Origin of the sequence: Psychrobacter sp. UBA2769 (genome assembly GCF_002352555.1) — a bacterium.
Taxonomy (GTDB): Bacteria; Pseudomonadota; Gammaproteobacteria; order Pseudomonadales; family Moraxellaceae; genus Psychrobacter; species Psychrobacter maritimus.
The window spans coordinates 1-21,406 of the sequence record NZ_DEIR01000005.1; the positions used below are offsets into that span (position 1 = coordinate 1).

Annotated in this window: 14 protein-coding genes; 9 read left to right on the forward strand and 5 right to left on the reverse strand. The window is 44.4% G+C overall.

The window, feature by feature from the left end:
- On the reverse strand, window positions 1-207 hold a 207-nt coding region (locus tag B3Q63_RS01365; protein WP_296172915.1), incomplete at its 3' end, for a DUF1289 domain-containing protein.
- A gap of 187 nt (window positions 208-394) precedes the next feature.
- Here B3Q63_RS01365 and B3Q63_RS01370 point away from each other — a divergent pair.
- From B3Q63_RS01370 to B3Q63_RS01380, 3 genes are all read left to right on the forward strand, one after another.
- Entirely contained in the window at window positions 395-1,054 is a 660-nt protein-coding gene (locus B3Q63_RS01370; RefSeq protein ID WP_201626123.1) for a YqiA/YcfP family alpha/beta fold hydrolase, read from the forward strand.
- A 167-nt stretch (window positions 1,055-1,221) separates the two neighbouring features.
- Window positions 1,222-3,108, forward strand: a complete 1,887-nt coding sequence (gene parE / locus B3Q63_RS01375) for a DNA topoisomerase IV subunit B (protein ID WP_296172919.1) — start codon at window positions 1,222-1,224, stop codon at window positions 3,106-3,108.
- A 169-nt stretch (window positions 3,109-3,277) separates the two neighbouring features.
- Window positions 3,278-3,973: a lysophospholipid acyltransferase family protein gene (locus tag B3Q63_RS01380; RefSeq protein WP_227670534.1), complete on the forward strand. Its 696-nt coding sequence runs from the start codon at window positions 3,278-3,280 to the stop codon at window positions 3,971-3,973.
- Window positions 3,974-4,105: 132 nt separating this feature from the next.
- On the opposite strand, the gene B3Q63_RS01385 is transcribed toward B3Q63_RS01380, so the two are convergent.
- A complete protein-coding gene (locus B3Q63_RS01385; RefSeq protein ID WP_296172926.1) occupies window positions 4,106-4,888 on the reverse strand; it encodes an SDR family NAD(P)-dependent oxidoreductase in 783 nt (260 codons plus the stop codon).
- A gap of 265 nt (window positions 4,889-5,153) precedes the next feature.
- On the opposite strand from B3Q63_RS01385, the gene B3Q63_RS01390 reads away from it, so the two are divergent.
- The gene (locus tag B3Q63_RS01390) at window positions 5,154-6,500 is read left to right on the forward strand and encodes a hypothetical protein (RefSeq protein ID WP_296172927.1); all 1,347 of its coding nucleotides are present in this window, start codon (window positions 5,154-5,156) and stop codon (window positions 6,498-6,500) included.
- 229 nt (window positions 6,501-6,729) lie between these two features.
- On the opposite strand, the gene B3Q63_RS01395 is transcribed toward B3Q63_RS01390, so the two are convergent.
- The gene (locus tag B3Q63_RS01395; protein WP_296172929.1) at window positions 6,730-8,484 is read right to left on the reverse strand and encodes a mechanosensitive ion channel; all 1,755 of its coding nucleotides are present in this window, start codon (window positions 8,482-8,484) and stop codon (window positions 6,730-6,732) included.
- A gap of 416 nt (window positions 8,485-8,900) precedes the next feature.
- Here B3Q63_RS01395 and B3Q63_RS01400 point away from each other — a divergent pair, with 416 nt between their 5' ends.
- Complete coding sequence (locus B3Q63_RS01400) at window positions 8,901-9,632, forward strand: FKBP-type peptidyl-prolyl cis-trans isomerase (protein WP_201563943.1); 732 nt, start codon at window positions 8,901-8,903, stop codon at window positions 9,630-9,632.
- A gap of 199 nt (window positions 9,633-9,831) precedes the next feature.
- On the opposite strand, the gene argA is transcribed toward B3Q63_RS01400, so the two are convergent.
- Window positions 9,832-11,154 carry an amino-acid N-acetyltransferase gene (argA, locus tag B3Q63_RS01405; protein ID WP_201563945.1) on the reverse strand — a complete coding sequence of 441 codons (1,323 nt, stop codon included), beginning with the start codon at window positions 11,152-11,154 and terminating at the stop codon, window positions 9,832-9,834.
- A gap of 496 nt (window positions 11,155-11,650) precedes the next feature.
- Between argA and B3Q63_RS01410 the strand changes: the two genes are divergently transcribed.
- Window positions 11,651-12,238, forward strand: coding sequence for a hypothetical protein (locus B3Q63_RS01410; protein ID WP_296172935.1), 588 nt, complete (start codon window positions 11,651-11,653; stop codon window positions 12,236-12,238).
- Between the two features lie 278 nt (window positions 12,239-12,516).
- Here B3Q63_RS01410 and B3Q63_RS01415 read toward each other — a convergent pair whose 3' ends face one another.
- Window positions 12,517-13,461, reverse strand: a complete 945-nt coding sequence (locus B3Q63_RS01415; protein WP_296172938.1) for a patatin-like phospholipase family protein — start codon at window positions 13,459-13,461, stop codon at window positions 12,517-12,519.
- A gap of 360 nt (window positions 13,462-13,821) precedes the next feature.
- Between B3Q63_RS01415 and recG the strand changes: the two genes are divergently transcribed.
- The 3 genes from recG to B3Q63_RS01430 all read left to right on the forward strand — a co-directional run bounded on the left by recG (window position 13,822) and on the right by B3Q63_RS01430 (window position 21,129).
- A complete protein-coding gene (gene recG / locus B3Q63_RS01420) occupies window positions 13,822-16,176 on the forward strand; it encodes an ATP-dependent DNA helicase RecG (RefSeq protein WP_296172940.1) in 2,355 nt (784 codons plus the stop codon).
- Window positions 16,177-16,699: 523 nt separating this feature from the next.
- Window positions 16,700-18,034 carry an efflux RND transporter periplasmic adaptor subunit gene (locus B3Q63_RS01425; protein ID WP_296172942.1) on the forward strand — a complete coding sequence of 445 codons (1,335 nt, stop codon included), beginning with the start codon at window positions 16,700-16,702 and terminating at the stop codon, window positions 18,032-18,034.
- Window positions 18,031-21,129, forward strand: a complete 3,099-nt coding sequence (locus B3Q63_RS01430; RefSeq protein ID WP_201626066.1) for an efflux RND transporter permease subunit — start codon at window positions 18,031-18,033, stop codon at window positions 21,127-21,129. The genes B3Q63_RS01425 and B3Q63_RS01430 overlap by 4 nt, the downstream gene beginning before the upstream one ends.
- The last annotated feature ends 277 nt before the right edge of the window (window positions 21,130-21,406 follow it).

The window sequence follows — 21,406 nt, forward strand, 5'->3', positions numbered from 1 at the left end:
GCCTTTGCGCTGTCTCATCTGCTCGATACGCAGCTTACGTCCAGAGACCAGCCGTAGCACCTCACGGCGCTGCTCAGTCGTCATCTCATGCCATAACTGACGCTCAGGTCGACTACGTAAGCAGCCAAAGCAATAGCCTTTTTTATTGCTTTGACAGACACCAATGCATGGATTGGCAATCTCGAACAGCTCAAACTGCTGATTCATGGCGGCTCCATTGCTATTTTCGTTATTCCTTTAATGTGCCTAATCTCATTCTACAACACTATTATGTCGCAAATATTGAATAATAATGTGCGGTTTTATTGTTACTGTTTTTATTAACGTAATGCTATGCTGAGTTTTTATTATTCATATATAGCAATCATAACAAAATTAATAAGTGAGATTATACGTGAACGTTATTTATATTCATGGGCTCGACAGCGATGCGAACTCTACTAAAGGCAAGTTGTTAGAGGATTATTGCCGCCAGTATCATTCTGATATCAATATATTGCGACCTGATTTGAATAAGACGCCTGATCAAGTTTTTAGGCAGATATTGTTATTAATCGAAAATTTGAATAGCAATGGTAATCATGCTGAAGATGGGAAGTTTAAATCGTCAAACACAATATTGGTCGGTAGCTCATTAGGTGGTTATTTTTCTACCTTGGTCAGCAATCATATCGGCTGCCCAGCACTATTATTAAATCCTAGCACGCAGCCGCATATGACATTACAGCGCTTTGCTGATAATTTGGCTCTGAAAGATGATGTTAAAGAGGAGAGTTTGAGCAGTCAGATTTTCCATTCGACAGCCGGTGGTTGGGATATTACTCATGCAGATTTGCAATGGTTTGCAGCGCATCAATTATCGACTATTAATTATCCTGATAAAGTTGCTGTGCTTATTAAAGAAGGCGATGAGCTGTTAAATCCTGAGCTGTCTAAACAATTTTATAAAAGTCAGGGAGTTACAGTAACCATGCAAGCCGGGGGTGATCACAGGTTTAGCGATTTTGGGATGCAATTGCCAATGGTGATTGATATGTTAAGGCAGTTGTTCTAAGTTCAAATAAAACTGACATAGAGGCTAACAGATAACCTGATATATCAAGCAACTTAAATAGACGACATTATCTGACGTGAGCGACTGACTATTACCGTTACCGTCGCTATTTTTCGTTATAATGGTCGAATAGAATTAATCGCACATGAATAGTTAAGGATGCATTTGTGAGTCAATATAATGCGCAATCGTTAGAAGTTTTAGAAGGGCTTGAGCCCGTCCGTCGTCGCCCAGGTATGTATACCGACACCACGCGCCCCAATCATTTGGCGCAAGAAGTTATCGATAACTCAGTCGATGAAGCATTGGCGGGTTATGCCAAGGTTATCAAAGTGCAATTGCATAGCGATGGTTCTTTATCAGTCGAAGATGATGGCCGCGGCATGCCAACCGATATTCATCCCGAATTTAATCAAACGGGTATTGAGCTGATTCTAACCCGTCTGCATGCTGGTGGTAAGTTTTCGACATCTAACTATGAAGTTTCAGGCGGCTTACACGGTGTAGGCATCTCTGTCGTCAATGCGCTATCAACGCGAGTAGAAGTGACGGTATGGCGTGATAGTACGCAGTTTGAGATGGCGTTCGAGAATGGCGCAGCAGTCACATCTTTAACCGAAACAATCAGCTCAAACAAACGTAAGCGTGGTACTAAAGTACACTTTTGGGCTGATGGCAGCTTTTTTGATACGCCTAAATTTAACGTTAAACAACTTAAGCACAATCTAAAAGCTAAAGCCGTTCTAGCAGCTGGTCTAACGATTGAGTTCGTTGATGGTATTAATAATGAAAAAGTCGTTTGGCAGTTTACTGATGGGGTTGTTGAGTATTTAAACGAGCAGCTAGATGGTTTAGAGACTTTACCTGAAGCACCGTTTTATTATAATCACGATGCCAAAGCAGGCGAACGAGCGGGTATTACTTTTGCATTGTCTTGGCTGCCTGATGGCGGCACGCCTGTGCAAGAAAGCTATGTAAACCTTATCCCGACGGCGCAAGGCGGTACGCACGTTAATGGTCTACGTACCGGTATCTTGGAAGCCTTACGCGAGTTTTGTGATATCCATAATTTACTGCCACGTAGTGTTAAGCTGACGGCAGAAGATGTCTGGGACGGGGTGAACTATATCTTATCGCTTAAGTTTTCTGAGCCACAATTTTCGGGTCAAACCAAAGAGCGCTTATCAAGCCGTGAAGCGGCTGGTGCGGTGCAGACATTGGCAAAGGATGCCTTTAGCTTGTGGCTAAACCAGCATGCTGATATGGGTACCCAAATTGCCGAGTTGGCGATTAATAAAGCAGGGCGTCGTCTAAAATCAGCGAAAAAAGTTGCGCGTAAGAAAATCACGCAAGGTCCTGCATTGCCGGGTAAATTAGCAGACTGTCGTGGGGATTTGCGTGATGGCGCAGAGCTGTTTTTAGTGGAGGGTGATTCTGCGGGTGGTAGTGCCAAGCAAGCGCGCGATCGTCATTATCAGGCTATATTGCCACTGCGTGGTAAGATTTTAAATACGTGGGAAGTCTCATCAGATACAGTTTTATCGAGCCAAGAGATTCATGATATTGCCATCGCGATTGGCGTCGATCCAGCGTCAGATGACTTATCTGAGCTGCGCTATGACAAAGTATGTATTTTAGCGGATGCGGACTCTGATGGTCTGCATATTGCTACGTTGATTTGCGCCCTGTTTGTTAAACATTTCCCTGCCTTGGTAGATGCTGGTCACTTATTTGTGGCGATGCCGCCTTTATATCGTGTCGATGTCGGTAAAGAGGTGCATTATGCGCTCGATGAGCCTGAGCTTGTGCATATTTTGGCCAATGTACCGGGCAATAAGAAAGCGCAAATCACACGTTTCAAAGGCTTGGGTGAAATGAGCGCAGAGCAGCTACGAGAGACCACCATGAACCGTGATACCCGCCGTCTAGTGCAGTTAGATATGGATGATATGGTATTGACCAATAGCGTGATGGATATGCTATTGGCTAAAAAGCGCGCGGCAGATCGTAAGTCTTGGCTTGAGAACAAAGGTAACTTAGCCGATATTTCCTAAAGAGTGATGAGAGAGCAGGAATAGGCGTCGATTTTATAGGCTTTATTTATATATGTTTATATATATAAATAATTGAGTAAGCTATCAGGTAATAAAAGCCTGCAAAATTCAGCTAAGCAGCACAAGCTTAATGTTATTATGTAGCTATCTTTTATTACATGGTGCCGTTATGACATCAAAGCTATTTAACCGTTCTAAATCAACTGCTTCTAAGCCTACGCGCTCAAAAGTATTCCCGACATTAAGCAAAAAACATTTGGGTAATTTGGTCCCAAGGCGTGGTAATAAAGCTGCGCCAATTATCGCATCAGCGTTATTAAAGGCCGCTGGTTGGCGTACGGTTGGTGAGATTCCAAATATTCCGCAGGCCGTGGTTTTAGCGCTGCCGCATACCTCTAACGTCGATGGTATTTATGCGATACCTAGCTTATTTGCCCTAGATTTAAAAATCAGTATTATGGGCAAGCATACGCTGTTTAAAGTGCCATTATTTGCGCAGCTATTAAATTGGATAGGGGTTATTCCTATCGATCGCGGTAATAAAGGCTCGGTATTGCAAGCGAGTATCGATAAATTCAAAACCGGTAAGCCACTGTTTTTGGGTTTAGCGCCAGAAGGTACACGGCAATATACCGAAAGCTGGAAATCGGGCTTTTATTATTTGGCAGTAGGTGCTGGTGTGCCAATTTTACCCGTGGCGATGGATTATAAGACCAAAGAGATACGTTTTATGTCGCTGGTTTATCCTAGCGGTGATATCGATGCTGATTTACCAAAAATCTATGCCCAATATCAAGGCGTGATACCCAGACATCCTGAGCGTTTATCGCAGCCTTTACAGGATATTAATAAGCAGATTGATTAAAATCTACCTTTCTTATTATTAAGTATCGTCTTATTACTAATTATCTTTAGTAAAGAAGCCCCTGATAGCAAAATATCAGGGGCTTCTCTTTAACCTTAAAGTGATAAGATTTGAACTAAATTGAATTTCTGCTTAGAAATGCGGCTGACCATTAGATGCTCTGACACCGCCATCAACGGGCAAGTTCACACCAGTAATCATAGACGCATCATCGCTCGCCAAAAAAGTAATGACAGCGGCAACTTCCTCTGGAGCGGCAAGACGGCCAAGTGGGCAGCGGTCTAAAAACTTATCGGTTTTGCTGCTATCATCTTGAATGGTGCTGGTCATATCGGTTTTAGTGACGCTTGGATTGACGGCATTGACGCGCACGCCATCTGCACCGTGATCTAAAGCTAGGGTGCGCGTTAAATTACTGATACCGGCTTTGGCGGCATTATAAGCGGCCATATTCCAGTCACCACCGATGCCAGACAGCGACGAGACATTGATAATATTGCCTTTGGTGGCAATCAGATGTGGCATCGCCGCCTGACAAACATAAAACGTGCCATTTAAATTCACATCGATGGCCGATTCCCAGTCTTCAGAAGACAGCTCGGTGATTTTTCCTTGTATGGCTTTATCGGCATTATTCACCAAAACGTCAATTCTCTCAAACTTGTCGATGACTCTTTTCATCATTTCTTGTACTTGAGCTTCTACGCTGATGTCACAGATGACGGTCAAAAAATTGTCGGTATGAATCCAAGTCCGGTCCTGCGGAAATGCTTCAGCGGTTTCCTGCAAGGTTTCAGCGCTACGTCCAACTAAAACAACGTTTGCGCCTTCGTTTGCAAAGCGAATGGCGGTCGCGCGACCAATACCTGAGCCGGCACCGGTGACGATAACGGTTTTTTCTTTAAAGCGTTTCATGATGTTCAGTCCTTGTTATCATATGATGGTGATTATATAGAGAAAGTCGTTGAGCCTGCGCTAGGATGCTTGATTAGCTCGCGCAACTTTGATTGCTTTTATGCCATCATAACAACTCACTGCTACGAAAGCGACTGTGTATAATTGCGCTTATGTTGTTTAATCTTTTGCTAAAAGTAATGGCCAGGATTATTAGGCTAACATGCATTGTATTCGTTGCAAGTCATACGCCACCATATACATTTAATATTAAAAGGTTGAGATTGTGTCAAATTCGACTACTGCGATTGCTGATAAGCCTCATCTTGGTAATGAGCTAGCCTGCTATGTGCAGACTGATAACTTAGAGATGATATTGCCTGCTATACAAGCACTTGAAGCGCCACATAAAATCCAATATCAAGCTCAAAAACTGGCTTACCACTTACCATTAGGTGAATTGCAGTTGTCAGAACTGGTAGTTTATTTGCCTGAGGGTATGCTTGCCGCTGATATCGAAAGCGTGCGTAAGACCGCTATTAAATCAGTCTTAGCATGGCATAAAGGTTATTTATCTGGGCAAAAAGCCGATATGGTGCACGCGATAGAAGTGTTGGTCTTTGATATTCAGTTTAAAAGTGATATTGAGGAATCAAGCCATGTTGCAGACAAAGGTAGTCAGCATGGCAAATATAAACGCTTAAAACATGATTTTCCTGCCCGCTATTTTATGGAGGATTTAATCATAGATATGAGTGATAGTGGACAGCTGCTACAAATATTTGGCTGGCACGACTGGCAATCGATACTCAATGCGCTTCATACGCCATGCGAATTGTGGCGATTTTTAAGATATCGTTTAGAGCAGCTGCAACAGAGTGCTATTAGTCATGTGCCAAGCTTTGAGTCTGAAGAGGCGTTGATTAATAACTTCGTAAACAGTTCAACGTTATTTACCCAAGCTATCGCCATAGACAATGCGCTGATTAAATATGGTATGCAGGATGAGCCCAATGCCGCCCTGATTGCTATGGCGCTTGCACAGAAAAATCATAGTCCTACTAGCCAGATGTATCAGCAGCACATGCAGCAAGCGGCTATTTTATGGTCACAGCTTAGCAGCCAAATGATAACGACGGTTAGTGAAAAGTTTATTGCTAAGAAAAGTAGGGAGCAACAAACAGAGCTTTCTCATTGGCAGCAGCAAATACTCGATGAATCATTTTTTTCGCGCCATGAGCTGGTTCGTACTTTATATCGGTATCCAAAGCAGCAGCAAAGTCTGCAACAACAAGGTTATGTCGTTCATCAACATTCCTATGAGCGTTTAGGTCGGCATTATGTGCTGATATTTTATGGACAGGATGCAGAAGGACAGCATAGCAAAAAAGCTATTCAACCGAACTTGGCGAAAATTGCTTTAGACGTTGCCACACGTTTACCGATAGCTGAGCTGCATCACGTTATTGTGCTTGGGATAGATTTTATCATAGAGGCGGAAGATAGCTTTATGGATATTGACTTATGGATACAGCCGGTCGACGCCATGAGCCAGCGCGAGCGTCAACTGAGCCAGCGCGAGCGTCAACTGAGCAAGCAACTTCAGCGCTTACAGCAGCAGAACCAAAAATAAAAACGATACGTTATAGCTGTGTGCGACTGGTATCGATTTCAAAATAATTCTACTATAGTAGAAGTATAAATAGGCTTAAAGACTATTATTTCGGCATGCGATGACGAATTTAAATACAGGAAGCTTGAATAAAGAACCTTAAATAAAGGCTTAATCAGTAATCATAAAAAAGACAGCCTAAGCTGTCTTTTTTATTTAAGTTAACGACTATCCATTACTAAATGATAGGCTATTTCAAATTATCATTGTCGTTAGTAGGTGGGAAACCATTATTGTTGATATTACTGTCATCGGTTTCAATGTGGTTAATATCAACCGGTTCAGAACCCAAATCGCTTCTTGAATCTAAGTCATTACTTGTGCCTAAGTTGCTAGGCGTACCAGTATTTGAGCTTAAGTTATTTGGCGTCGTAGATACGGTTGATGCAGGCGTCGTGTTGCTCGCTGCATTTGGCGTATTCTCACGAACTGACGCGGCAAACTTATCTTGAGTTGACGAGTTCGGTGTCAAAGCAGATTTCGCTTTTGCTTCATCACGCTCTCTATCCATCTTATCCTGCATCTTGCGTAAGAAGCGAGCTGCTGCTTCTTGACCGCCAAGACCAAATGATAGAGCAAACGCTACCGCAACTGCACCTAAGGTTAGACCAAATGCGAGGTTAACAATAGAGTCAGCAATACCCATCGCTTTTAGACCCATGGCCAATACTAAGCCCATGATTAATACACGTACGATGTTTGCTAAGAACTGTGAACCTTGCTCAGAGCGCTCAACGACACCAGCGATGATGTTGGCAAGCCAAAAGCCAATAAACAGAATGACCGCGCCGAGGATGATGTTGGCACCAAACGCGATAAACATGGTGATGATGGCCGAGATAGGCTCAAAACCTAGTAAATCAGCGGCAGCGATAGCAGCAAACAACATCGCAAAGAAGATAATCGCATAACCCACTAGGTCAGAGATTTTCTTATCGCCCATCGTCTGCTCTAAACCAACTTTCGCCGGCAACTGATTAATTTGGGTGTTTTCAAGTAGGCCTTTGATAATGTTGGCAACCATACGTACCACATAGAAGGTGACGATTAAAATCGCCGCTGCCATAAAGATATTTGGCAATGCTTCCATGATTTTATTAAGCATGTTGGTCGCAGGGCGAGCAATCACATCGATTTTTAGCGCATTTAAAGCTGCAATAATCGTTGGAATGATAACCACTAAAAATGCTAATGAACCTGCGATATTAGGCAAGCTGTTTTGTTCGCTTAACCCTGCTTTAGTTGCAAGCTTCTGTACATCAAAAGTAGAAACTAAGTTGGTTACAATGCCGCGTACGACTTTGGCGATGATATAACCCACCACAAAGACCACACCAGCGATAAGGATATTAGGAATAAAGCTGAAGATTTTATCAACCATATTGGTCAATGGTGCAAATAAACCATCAAGCTCTAACTGACCAAGTACCATGGTCAATACAATCAACAGGATAAACCAGTAAACCATATCAGCAATGGTGCTGCTCATTGGCTTTACGCCAGCCTTGGCACTTAAACGCTCATCCATCGAGGTTTTTGCTAACGCTGCGTTAATCGCTGTACGAGCAACGGTGGCAATAACCCAACCAACCACACCAACGGCAACCGCCGCAATGATATTCGGTATAAAGGTCAAGACTTGGTTGACCATGTTAGCAAATGGGGTTGAAATAGAATTCAGATTTAATTGACTTAACGCGCCAGCGATGGCGATGATGAAAATAAACCAGAAAACGATTTTGGAGATAATCCCCTCTAAATCGTAGCTTTTACCCGTAGAAGAATTCATACGCTGGTTGAGGTTAATCTTCGATAGCACACCGCGTACAAGGGCGGCGATACCCAGTGCCACAAGCCAGCCAATGATAAAAATTAGAATAGCGCCGATGATGGAGCCAATAGGGCCACCCAGATAACCGTTGAACGATGTATACATTGGATTCATCCTGTCCTCCTTGAATGTTCATGTATCAGCCGTCAAATAATCCACGCTATTAAAGAGAAACAGGATTATTTGCAGGAAACACATACCTAATTATTAGTATTTTTGATTTAAATTATTTAAAAAGCGGTTCTAAACAGGGAACAATCAACACTTTATGTCAATTGTTAACAAAAACTACGTTCTGTTACTTCATACCTTAACTAATTTAGCTTAGCTGATGTAATGAAGGATTTAAAGACAGAAAGCTTAACTGCTTACTATAGTTGTGTGATAAGTTGTTATTTTTGCGGCAAATATTAACATAGACTGTACATTTGACCGATAATTTCACGGGAATCATAGCTCCTAAAACTAAGATTTGTTATGATAGAAGAATGTGACATCTCGCCACTATCCTTATAATTTGAGAGTATTCTATGAAAAAAATTACTACCTTAAGCATTAGCGCCCTTGCTAGTGCGATGTTATTAATCACCGGCTGTAACGCCAGCAATGGTAATCAAGAAACCGCCAGCAAAAGCGTTTCAGTAACTGAAAAAAGCCCAGCCAATGAAAAAGTGGGTTACAGTTTGGGTTATATGATGGCAGAAGGTAATAAAGAAGCGGTCGGCGATCTCAATCTTGATACTTTTGAAAAAGGCTTCCGTGACGGCTATGAAGGCAAAGAGTCAGCATTGACGCAAGAGCAAATGCAAGAAGTATTGATGACCTATCAAAAAGAACAAGAAGAGAAGTTTGTGAAAGATATGGAAACTAAAGCAGGCGAAAATAAAACCAAAGGTGCGGCATTCTTAGCAGAAAATGGCAAGAAAGCTGGCGTGAAAACCACCGCTTCTGGCTTACAATATAAAGTATTGACCGCTGGTACTGGCAAATCACCAAAAGCGACTGACGTGGTTGAAGTAAACTATGAAGGTAAATTGATTGACGGTACGGTATTTGACAGCTCTTATGAGCGCGGTGAGCCAATCGAATTCCCATTAAACCAAGTTATCGCTGGCTGGACGGAAGGTTTACAGTTGATGAAAGAAGGTGGCAAATACGAGTTCTATATTCCATCTGATATCGCTTATGGCGAAGCGGGTAACGCCGGTATCGAGCCAAACAGCACGCTTATCTTTACCGTTGAGCTATTAAAAGTAAAATAAGGCGTTATTAGACTTTTAACTGTTTTAACCCAAAGTGGTTATAAAAAAATGGTTATAAGAAAGCGCTTATAAAAAATAAAAAGCCCTCATACATTATGAGGGCTTTTTCGTGCGCGGCAGTTAAAGGTTAATTATCAATTGATTAATGAATGAAGGGCTAACTAACCAATTAACTCGCGGCTTATAGAGTTTTTTTAAATTACAAAGTCTTTTGGAACACTTTAGAGTTACGGCCGTTATTATACTTCTCACGGCGGGCTTCAGGCAATGCGCTTGCTTCAACTTCCGCAAAGCCTTGCTCGACAAACCAATGCGCGGTACGAGTGGTCAGCACAAATAGCTTATGCAGACCATGGCTGCGTGCTTGTTGCTCTAAAAATGCCAGCAAGTCAGCACCGCGGCTGCCACTACGGTATTCAGGATGTACCGCCACACAAGCGACTTCTGCTGAATCTGCATCCAATGGGTAAAGTGCAGCGCAGCCTAAAATCATGCCGTCACGTTCAATGACGCTATAGTTATCAATCTCTTGTTCTAAGCGCTCGCGTGAGCGGCTGACCAAGATGCCTTGTTCTTCTAGCGGTGATAATAGCTCAATCAGTCCGACCACATCGTCAATATTGGCACGGCGAATCTCTTCATACGGGTCATGGCTAATCAAGGTGCCAGAACCATCACGGGTAAATAGCTCTTCGAGGAGCGCGCCATTTTTGGCATAAGAGATAATATGGGTGCGATGAACCCCTTGGCGGCACGCATTACTGGCGCAGCTTAAAAAGTAATTAATCTCACAGTTTAAATCACGGTCACGTAAGAAGCGGTCGACTTCATTTGGAATCATCTCACGTAGCAAGCGATTATCATGATTGATACCGGCTTCTTCGCCTAAGAATATCAGCTTATCGGCACCAAGCGCCACAGCGGCACTAAGAGCAACGTCTTCAGCCAATAAGTTAAAGACTTCACCAGTCGCTGAATAACCCATAGAGCCTAAAATCACGATATGGTCATGCAAAAGGTTGTTTTTAATGGCTTCAACATCGATAGAGCGCACTTCACCGGTCATCTGATAGTCAACGCCATCACGAATACCATAAGGACGGGCGGTGACAAAATTACCCGAAACCGCGTCGATACGCGAGCCATACATGGGTGAGTTTGCCAAGCCCATCGATAGTTGGGCTTCGATTTGCAAACGAATCGCGCCAACGGCTTGTAAAATAGACGGCATGGCGACGCGCGGGGTCACGCGGATATCTTGATGCAATGGTGAGGCAATGTCTGCGTCTTTGAGGTTTTTTTCAATTTGCGGTCGCGCCCCGTGTACCAATACCAGCTTGATGCCCAAGCTGTGCAATAAAGCAAAGTCATGAATCAAGGTACTGAAATTTGGATGATTGACCGCCTCACCGCCAAACATAATCACGAAAGTCTTACCGCGATGGGTATTAATGTAAGGGGCAGAGTTACGGAACCAGTGTACGTATTCAGGGTTAATCTGTGGCATGGCGCTAGTAGTCATAATGGGAGCAATAGTCGTTAGAATAAGAAAAGGAGCGTGACAGCAAAAGCCTGTCGCTAATGAATTACCATAGCAAAAAACGCCGTTATGAGCTATCTTTTATTTCAGTCGTATTAAGAAGTCTTGGTAGTAAATAGATGATATACACAACCTCAACACGGGATTAGTGTACCGCCAAACGCTTTTTGTTATGCTAAGCGCTATTGCTTTAGTCATAGCTTACACAGATAATTGATAAAAATAACCATCGCTAAAAATAGTCATGGTAAAAAGTTAACATTCATCACGATGACGATATATGATGATGGCTAAGCTAAAAAATTAAGCAATAAAATAGTAGTGTGTGCAATCGGATGGTTGCTTAGCAGTATTATTTTATTGACGTGTTGTATTGACGCGTTTTATAACTATATGGTTTTATCTATACATTGTTGTATTAGCGAATTTTTATTACAAGATTGTTTTATCGATACATTAACTAGGGATAATGAATGTCATGAAGAAAAGTAACCATTTTGCAAACCCGTTCAGTGCGTGGAGCGGACACCGCTTATTTCATGTTGTCGCCGGTACGCTCGTTGGCGTGATGGCAGTGACGCAGGCATCAGCAATGTTGCCAACGCCAGAACAAGCCGTTGATAATTCAGTGGCACTGCAGGCAAATGCCAACCAAGGCAGTAGCTCAAATGCGCAAGCGGTTAATAGCAAAATCACTGCGTCACTCATTAGTGTCGATACCAATGGTCAGGAACTGCTCGTACCGGTGAATGCCAATACGCGTTTGCAGTCAGGTAACGTCTTGGAGTATCAAGGCTACTTTACCAATACCAATGCCGATCGCGTCCGTAAAATGACGGTTACCATGAGTATTCCTGAGCAAGTAGAATTGCTACGTGCCGTATCTCCTGATTTCCCGTATGGCAGTGCTGACGGCAGTAATTTTGCCCGTATGCCGTTACGTGGCAAGGTTGATAATCAACTGCAAGAAATCCCATTAAAGTTCTATAAAGCGGTACGTTGGGACTTAGAAGGTGTTGGTCTTAATGACACCGTCGTGGTTAAATATCGTGCGCGTGTTAAATAAATTCCTTTTTTAATACTTATTTAATACTTGCTGCATTAAAAAAGCACCACAGTGAATACTGCGGTGCTTTTTTTATTGTCGTTTTTTGAGCTTCGGCAGGATGTTTTTTTGATATAGCCAGTGAAAAGTAACATTGATACATCATGTACTGCTGGTATAAGTTTTTCTTGCTTGCTGTGCCTACGCAGACAGAGGCTGCAAAAATCTTATACCAGCAGTACTGTAGCCTTTAAGTTGTTTTGATCATATTTGCTGTTCATTTATCGATTAAGGAGCTGCTAAAGCGTTGCATATTTACTCTGTGCTTTGTCTTTCAGTGCTTTGTCTTTAATAAGTTGTTTAATTGCATTGATTTGTGGGGTAGTGGCTTGTGCGCCAGCCGTCATCAAAGCGCCGCGCTGGCTGGTATCGATTGAGCTGATATGAGCAACATTTGGCGTGATGATAATATCAGCGCGATCGCGCTCAAGGCGCATCGATGCAGCATGGCTCGTGCTTGCTTGACTGGAATCAGTGCCATTTACGGCGGCATTTGCGATAACACTGCTCTCAAGAAAGCCCCAAAAACTGGTTAATGAGTTGATGGTCGGTTTTTTATTGCTGGCGGAAGTATTAACATTAGCAGCAGTCACATCAACGGCGATGATAATATCGGCACCCAAGTCACGCGCGGTATCAACCGGTACTAAGCTGACCACGCCGCCATCGATATATTTTTTACCGACTTGTTCAGGAATGCGCGGCGCAATAAAAATATTAGGCACACTACAGGATGCTTGTACCGCAAGTCCAGCATTGCCACTGCTAAAAACTGCCTTTTTTAGCGTGTGTTTTTCGGCAGCAACCGCGGCAAAGCTGATAGGAAAGTCCTCTATAGCGCGTCCGCTTACTTTGGTATTGATAAAGTTTTTAAGCTTAATACCTTCAATAAAGCCTTGGTTGGATAAGGTGAAATCTGTCAATTCACTATCAGAAGTATTTAACGCTAAGCGCTCGAGCTGCTTGGCATTATAACCACTGGCATATAAGCTGCCAACCAAGCTACCGACACTGGTACCGACCACTAGCGTCGGCGTAATGCCATTTTCTTCTAAGGCTTTAATCACCCCAATATGAGCAAAACCTTTTGCACCGCCGCCGCCTAAGACTAGGGCGACTTTTGGTTGATTGTTTATAGGCGTGACTGTCTCACTAGCTAGCGTCAGGCTCTGACAAGCACTCATAGACAATCCTAATATGCCAAGCATACTGAATCGCAGTAATCGTGATAAATGACGATATGGGTAATAGTTAGCAAATAAAAACATAAAAAACCTTAGCAAAAATCGTCATAGAGGAATAAATGATTATACGATTATACGATAAGCCATTCATCAATAGCTTACTCAGAAATCAGCTAGACGCCGTATCGCTAAATAGCTTAGCATAAGCAAGTAGCTTGTCAGTTATAATCATAATGACTGAGTGTTTTATAGCAGGTTGCTGATTATAGCTTTTATAAGACGGCTCAGACTTTAAAAAATAGACGACAAAAAAAGATAGTTGATTAAATAATATTTACCTTAACATCATTAGGATTATTGATGCCCATATCGGTTAAGCACGCGACAGTGAATCCATCAGACCATATTAGGTCTGATATGCCCGTTTCGGCGCTTGATATGCCGGTGACGGCGCTGGCGGGTGTGGGACCAAAAGTGGCCGAGCAATTGGCCCAATTGGGCATTGAGCGTATTTTCGATTTGCTGCTGCATCTGCCGCGTGATTATGAAGATCGTAGCCGACTGGTATCGATAGCCGATGTGGCGCATGGGCAAGCTGCCTTGATTACAGGGCGAGTGGTACATGTCGATACCAAGCGCAGTGGCATGACGGTGGTGGTCGATGATGAGACTGGCACCATATCGCTGCGTTTTTTTAAGGTATATCAAGGTCTTGCGCAAACGATGAGTATCGGCACGCAGTTGCAATTATTTGGTGAAGTAAAGGTCAGTCGTTACGGTAAGCAGATACATCATCCTGAATATCAAATCATTAGCAGTAATGAAGCCGTCATTAATACAGGCTTACAGCCGATTTATCCTAGCGTGAAAGGCTTACATCAAAATAAGCTGCGCACGCTAATTAAGCTTGCGCTGCAAACGGTTCGTACTCAAGGTTTGCCGATGACTTTGTTTACGCCGGCTGACTTTGCTGTGGTCGCTGATTTACCGTTAGTACCTTTTGAGCCTGCTAAATTAGCAATTGCGGAACATGATTTTCCAGACGATATATTTTCAACCCTCGCGCGTAGTGTGCCTGACAATTCTATTAACAATAGTGTAAATAGAGCTGCGTCCTCTATTTATAACGTAAATAATGACTCTAATACAGCCACTGCTAATGATATTGCTAATAATAACGTCTATAACTTAACCATATTTGAAGCCTTAGTATTGCTGCATACGCCGCCGACTTATACCGATGCAGGGCGACAATATCAGCTGCTGACGCAATTAAGTGCCCGTACCCATGCGGCTTGTCAGCGTCTAATCATTGAAGAATTAACCGCCCATCAACTTAGTTTGTTATATCGCCGTCAGCAATTACATCAGTATAAAGCGCCTAAATGTACTAGCCAAAGCACGCTGACGGATAAGCTATTTGCGGCATTGCCGTTTGACTTAACCGGTGCGCAGCAACGAGTCATGAAAGATATCACGGCTGATATGGCGACCTCTATTCCAATGCTAAGACTGGTACAAGGCGATGTCGGCGCCGGTAAAACCTTGGTTGCGGCAGGAGCGGCGGGTTATGCATTGGATAGTGGCTGGCAGGTGGCGGTCATGGCTCCAACGGAAATCTTAGCAGAGCAGCATTTGGTGAATTTTAAAAACTGGTTTGAGCCTTTAGGGGTCGGCGTTGGCTGGCTCGCTGGTAAGCAGACAGCTAAGCAGCGCCGCGAAGCCTTAGCGGCAGTGGCGGAAAATACGGTACAAGTGGTCGTTGGCACCCATGCATTATTTCAAGAGCAGGTACAGTTTGCCAAATTGGGCTTGGTTATTATTGATGAGCAGCACCGCTTTGGCGTTGAGCAGCGTATGGCCTTGACCAATAAAGGCGTGGTGAATAGCACGCCGCATCAGCTAATCATGACAGCAACGCCGATTCCGCGTACGCTCGCGATGAGCGTTTATGGTGATATGGATACTTCCATCATCGATGAGTTGCCACCGGGGCGTACGCCAATTACCACGGTGACGATTGACCGTAACCGCCGCGATGAAGTCATTGAGCGTATTGCGGTCAATTGTGAAGCAGGCAGGCAGGCGTATTGGGTCTGCTCATTGGTAGAAGAATCCAGCGTGCTTGATGCGCAAGCAGCAGAAGCGACTTATGAAGACTTAAATGAGCGCTTGGATATTCGCATTGGCTTGGTACATGGCAAAATGAAATCCGCTGACAAACAAGCCATCATGCAAGAATTCAAGACTGGCAATCTTGATTTGCTGATTGCCACTACCGTTATCGAAGTGGGTGTTGATGTTCCTAATGCGTCGTTAATGGTCATTGAAAATGCTGAACGATTGGGTTTATCGCAATTACATCAGTTACGTGGGCGCGTTGGTCGTGGTTCGACCAAAAGTTTCTGCGTACTATTATACCAAAAGCCGTTATCAGAGACGGGCACGGAGCGCTTAAATGTGCTGCGCGAAAGTACCGACGGTTTTGTTATTGCGCAAAAAGACTTAGAGCTACGCGGCCCCGGTGAGCTGTTAGGCAAACGTCAAACCGGTAACGTCGGTTATTATCTGGCCGACCTTATCCGTGATGAGCAATTATTTGCCATTGCACAGAGCTTAGCAAAACATCTTATTAGCGATCCGACACGTAAAGCAGATGTTAGCCAACTTATTCATCGCTGGATGCCAGAGGCCAGTCGCTATACCAATGCTTAATGCTGATTGACGCAAGAATTTTCCTGATACTGATTGACATAAGAAAAGCCATTATTCTTTTAGAGATAATGGCTTTTCTTTATGGTTTTTATAAGTTATATAGATGATAAAAGATAATGTCGGTCGCTTAAAATTTATAAACAAGATGTTCTGCTAGTTTATTACTTCTATCGTATTCGCTTTGAGAGTTTTTACATTAGCCTATTCTTAGTAGACGCTAAACTTACGAACCTAAGACACTATATATAAAAATAAGATGATGACTTGATATATGCTATCCTCAATAAATTTACAGACTAATGTAATCATAAATAGTGCTGCGCGGGTTAAAGGTTGACTGTGAGCACGCGTACAGTATTTATAAGCTGCTCTTTTTTTAAGCTTAAAACGCATAAACATATTGTTTATTGTATGGCTTTATTAGGCAGCTTTGATTGACGCTAGTCTGTTTTTTTTCCTATTATGTTTCTAACATTATATTTCTTATACCATTTCTAATTGCCTGTATTGACAGAGAGTTATCATGAGCGATGTTGAAGACCACAAGCTGCCAGTTGAATCTGAGCTACCACCTTACCGCCAAGCGGATGGGCGAGCGCCTAAACCAAGGTCGAAATTTCCCTTATGGTTGTTGCCGGTATTGGCTATCGTGCTTGTAATCGGGGTATTGGTCGGCAAGTACTGGGGCGGTGATAAAGCGGTGAGCAAGGAGTCGCCAGCTGCTAACAGTGTGCAAAACGCTAGCGCAAACCCAGACGATGCCAGCAGCGCGCAAGCGGTGTTGTCGGTCGAAACGGTGTCACCAAGCCAAGACAGTATTGGTAACACGCTCAGTGCCGATGGCACCATCAACGCTAAAGATGTCGCTAATGTCAGTGCCAAAGTAAACGGCGTTGCTATCGAGCGTATATTGGTCGAGGAGGGCGATCGTGTCAAAGCGGGGCAAGTACTGGCGATATTTGATACCGATGCCATGGAGCAGCAAGTCTTGCAAGCTGAAGCCGATGTTGCCGAAGCCGAAGCAACGCTTGCCAATGCGACTGCCGATGCCGCTCGTGTCCTGCCGCTGATTGAGATTGATGCCATCAGTAGACAAGAAGCGGATCGCTATCGCACCTCTAAACTGCAGGCACAGGCGGCATTACAAGCGTCCAAAGCGCGCCTAAGTACCCAGCGTTTAAGTGTCAATAATGCCAATGTAGTTGCACCGGTCAGCGGTGTCATCAGTGAAAAAATGGCTGAGGTCGGTATGGTCGCTGGCGGTGAGCCATTATTTACCATTATTAAAGGCGGTGTTTTGGAGTGGCGCGCGGATATCGATCCTAAACTTCTTGGTGAAGTCAATGTCGGCACGCCAGTACGCGTCAGCTTACCGGGCGGCGATTCAGTCATGGGGCAAGTCAGCCGCATTGCACCAACTGCTGATGATAACCGCCAAATTACTATTTATGCCAGCCTTGCTGCGAACTCAAAAGTACGGGCAGGGATGTACCAAACGGGCGAGTTTTTATTGGGTAGTACCAGCGCTCAAACCGTGCCGAATAGCGCCATTGTTAGTAATGATGGTTATGATTATGTGATGCTAGTGACCAATATCAGCAGCCAAGACGGTCAAAACATTGGCCGTATCAAACAACAACGCGTGACCTTAGGTGAGCGCTTTGGTGATAGTGTGGCGCTGACAGAGCCATTACCTGCAGAAAGCCGACTGGTAAAGCAAGGCGGTAGCTTCTTAAACGATGGCGACTTAGTACGTGTCGTTGACGGCCTAAATACAGCCAATGATAAATCGGGTAGCCAAGCTGGTAAAACGGCAACCGCCGCCACTACTGGCACAGCCACGCAGGCGCGCTCATGAGTTTAAATGTTTCCGCTTACTCGATTAGAAATCCTTTAGTTGCTATCTTGCTATTTGTGCTGCTGACATTGGGCGGCATCTACGGCTTTATGCAAATGAAGGTGCAGCAATTCCCTGATATTGACCTGCCAGCGGTGGTGGTTACGGTCACTTTACCGGGTGCTGCGCCATCACAGCTCGAAAACGATATTGCAAAAAAGGTGGAAAATAAGCTCACCAGTATTGAGGGTGTCAAACATATTCGCACCACCCTACAGACGGGCGTAGCGACCATCGCCACCGAGTTTGTCTTAGAAAAAGACATTCAAGAAGCGGTCGACGATGTGCGCTCGGCAGTCGGTGAGGTACGGGGCGATTTACCAGCCGCTGCCAATGATCCCATTATTACCAAAGTCTCAACGTCAGGTTTCCCCGTCGTTACCTACTCTGTTGCCTCTGAAAATATGAATGTGGAGGATTTATCTTGGTTCGTCGATGACACCATTACCAAGCGTCTCTCTGATATACCGGGTGTCAGTACCGTCAGCCGTATCGGCGGTTTGCAGCGTGAGATTACGGTTGCCGCTGACCCTATTACTCTAAGTGGTCTTAAGCTTTCTATCACTCAGCTATCCAATCAAATCACTGGTATTCAGCAAGACAGCTCAGGCGGTGAAGCAGAAGTAGGCAAAACCACCCAGACCATTCGTGTGCTTGGGGCGGTTGAGCGCGCCAGTGATTTAAACAATTTACAAGTTGCTGTGCCGACAGGTGGTACGCAAGCGCTCGGACGTATGGCGCAAATCACCGATGGCGCCGCTGACCCAAGCTCGATTGCCAAGCTAGATGGTGAAACCGTGGTGGCATTTAATATCACCCGTTCGCGCGGTGCCAGTGAGGTTGAGGTCATGGAGCTGGTTGATGCTGAGCTTGCCAAGCTGTCAGCCGATATCGGCAATATCGATATTGAAAAAGTCTACGATAGAGCCACGCCAATTGCCGAGGATTATCAAGCATCTTTACGCATGCTGATAGAAGGCGGTTTGCTTGCCGTAGTCGTGGTGTTCTTATTTTTACGCAATATCCGAGCGACCTTTGTAGCGGCCGTAGCGTTGCCATTGTCAGTCATTCCTACTTTTTTAGGTATGTACTTATTTGGCTTTAGTCTTAATATTATCTCGTTATTAGCACTGTCATTGGTCATCGGTGTACTGGTCGATGATGCGATTGTAGAAGTCGAAAATATCATCCGCCATTTGCGTATGGGCAAAACCCCTTATGAAGCAGCGATGGAAGCGGCTGATGAGATTGGCTTGGCAGTCGTCGCGACCACCTTTACTCTAATTGCGGTATTTTTACCGACGGCCTTTATGGGCGGTATTGTCGGGCAGTTTTTCCGGCAATTTGGTTGGACAGCGGCCTTATCGATATTTGCGTCGTTAATGGTCGCGCGCCTAATCACCCCGATGATGGCCGCTTATATATTGCGCCCAGAAAAAAAGCACGTTGAAAAACAAAGCGCGCTGATGGATTGGTATTTAAAAGTGGTCTCATGGACGCTGCATCATCGCTGGATTACGATGGGGGCGACGTTAATACTATTTGTGGCGTCGTTGGCTTTGGTGAAATTACTACCGACATCCTTTATCCCTGATAATGATATTGACCAGACGCGGGTTGAGATTGAGCTGACCCCAGATGTGGCGCTTGAAGATACCGAGCGTGTTGCGGCGATGGCCAGTGAACGTATATTGGCGATGCCTGAAGTGACCAATATTTTCACCTCAGTAGGAGAAGCGCAAGCAGCAATGGAAGCCAGCTCAGGCGGCAAAGCTGAAAATATCGCAGGTTTGGATATTGTGCTTGCTCCAAGGGCAGAGCGCGGCTCTAAGCAAGAGATTGAGCGCCAAATAAGCAGCATGTTGGCAGAAGTGCCGGGCGCGCGCTTTTCCGTTGGTTTATCGAGTGGCGGTGAAACCGGTTATAATTTTTCTTTAACCAGTACCGATCCGCGCCTACTTGAGCAAACAGCGCAGCAAATGATGGCAGAGATTCGGGCGTTACCAAGCGCTGGTGCTGTCACTAGTGATCGCAGCCTACCGCGCCAAGAGCTGACAGTGACACCAAACAGACTGGCGATGGCGGATAAAGGCGTGACCACGCAAGATATTGCTACGACCTTACGGGTGGCGACCGTAGGCGATTATGAGCAGCGTTTATCTAAGCTCAATCTCGATACGCGGCAGATACCGATAGTGGTACGTTTGCCAGATATCGCCAAGCAAAATGTCAGTCAATTAGAAGGTCTATATGTGCCGAGTGCCTTACCAGCTGGACAAGGCGTACGAGTAGGTGAAGTGGCGTCGTTAGATTTTGGTACTGGGCCTGCGCAAATCAGCCGCCTCGATCGTGAACGGGCGATTAGTATCACCGTCCAGCCTGCCAATGGCGAGCTTGGTGACTTGGTACAAGCGGTTAAAAGCATACCCAGTATGCAACAGATGCCAGCCTCTATTACCATTATTGACCAAGGGCAAGCGGAAAACATGGCTGAGCTATTTAGCGGTTTTGTGATTGCGATGTCGGTTGGTGTGGTCTGTATCTTAGGCGTGCTTATTTTATTATTTGGTCGGATATTGCAGCCCTTTACCATTTTGATGGCGTTACCGTTATCTATCGGTGGCGCTTTTGTCGGCTTGGTGATTACCAATAGCAGTCTGTCGATGCCATCGATGATTGGTTTTATTATGCTGATGGGTATCGCCACCAAAAACTCTATCTTATTGGTCGATTATGCATTGATTGCACAGCGCCGAGGTTTGGCGCGTTTTGATGCCATTATCGATTCTTGTCGTAAGCGTGCGCGGCCAATTATTATGACCACCATTGCGATGGGCGCTGGCATGCTGCCTTTAGTTTTTGGTTGGGGCGATGCCGACCCTACCTTCCGTCGTCCGATGGCCGCCGCAGTATTGGGTGGTTTGGTGACCTCAACCTTATTAAGTCTCGTCGTCATTCCCGTGGTTTATACCTTGATGGATGACTTATCAGGATGGTTTGGTAAATGGTTAATACCGCATGGTAAAGATAAAGAAAGCACAGTTATCGAAAAGTAGTCAGTGCTGGTAAAACTTCTGGGTCAATCACATAGGAAGTGGTTGATCTAGAGTATTTGGAGGCGAATCAGCTGTTTGCCATCGGTAGGGTTGACGTATTTTTAATCAACCATTCAAATTTAAATGGTCTATTAATGGCATTAAAGGTAAAAGTATCTGGTTCCATTTGGTTATCTTAAAATTGGGGTGTCTTCAAATAAGACTAGCGTTCAAAATCCTCCAAGTCATTAATCGCTAAGATAGTTTTCTTGCTACACTCTCTTAAAGTCCTGTTACC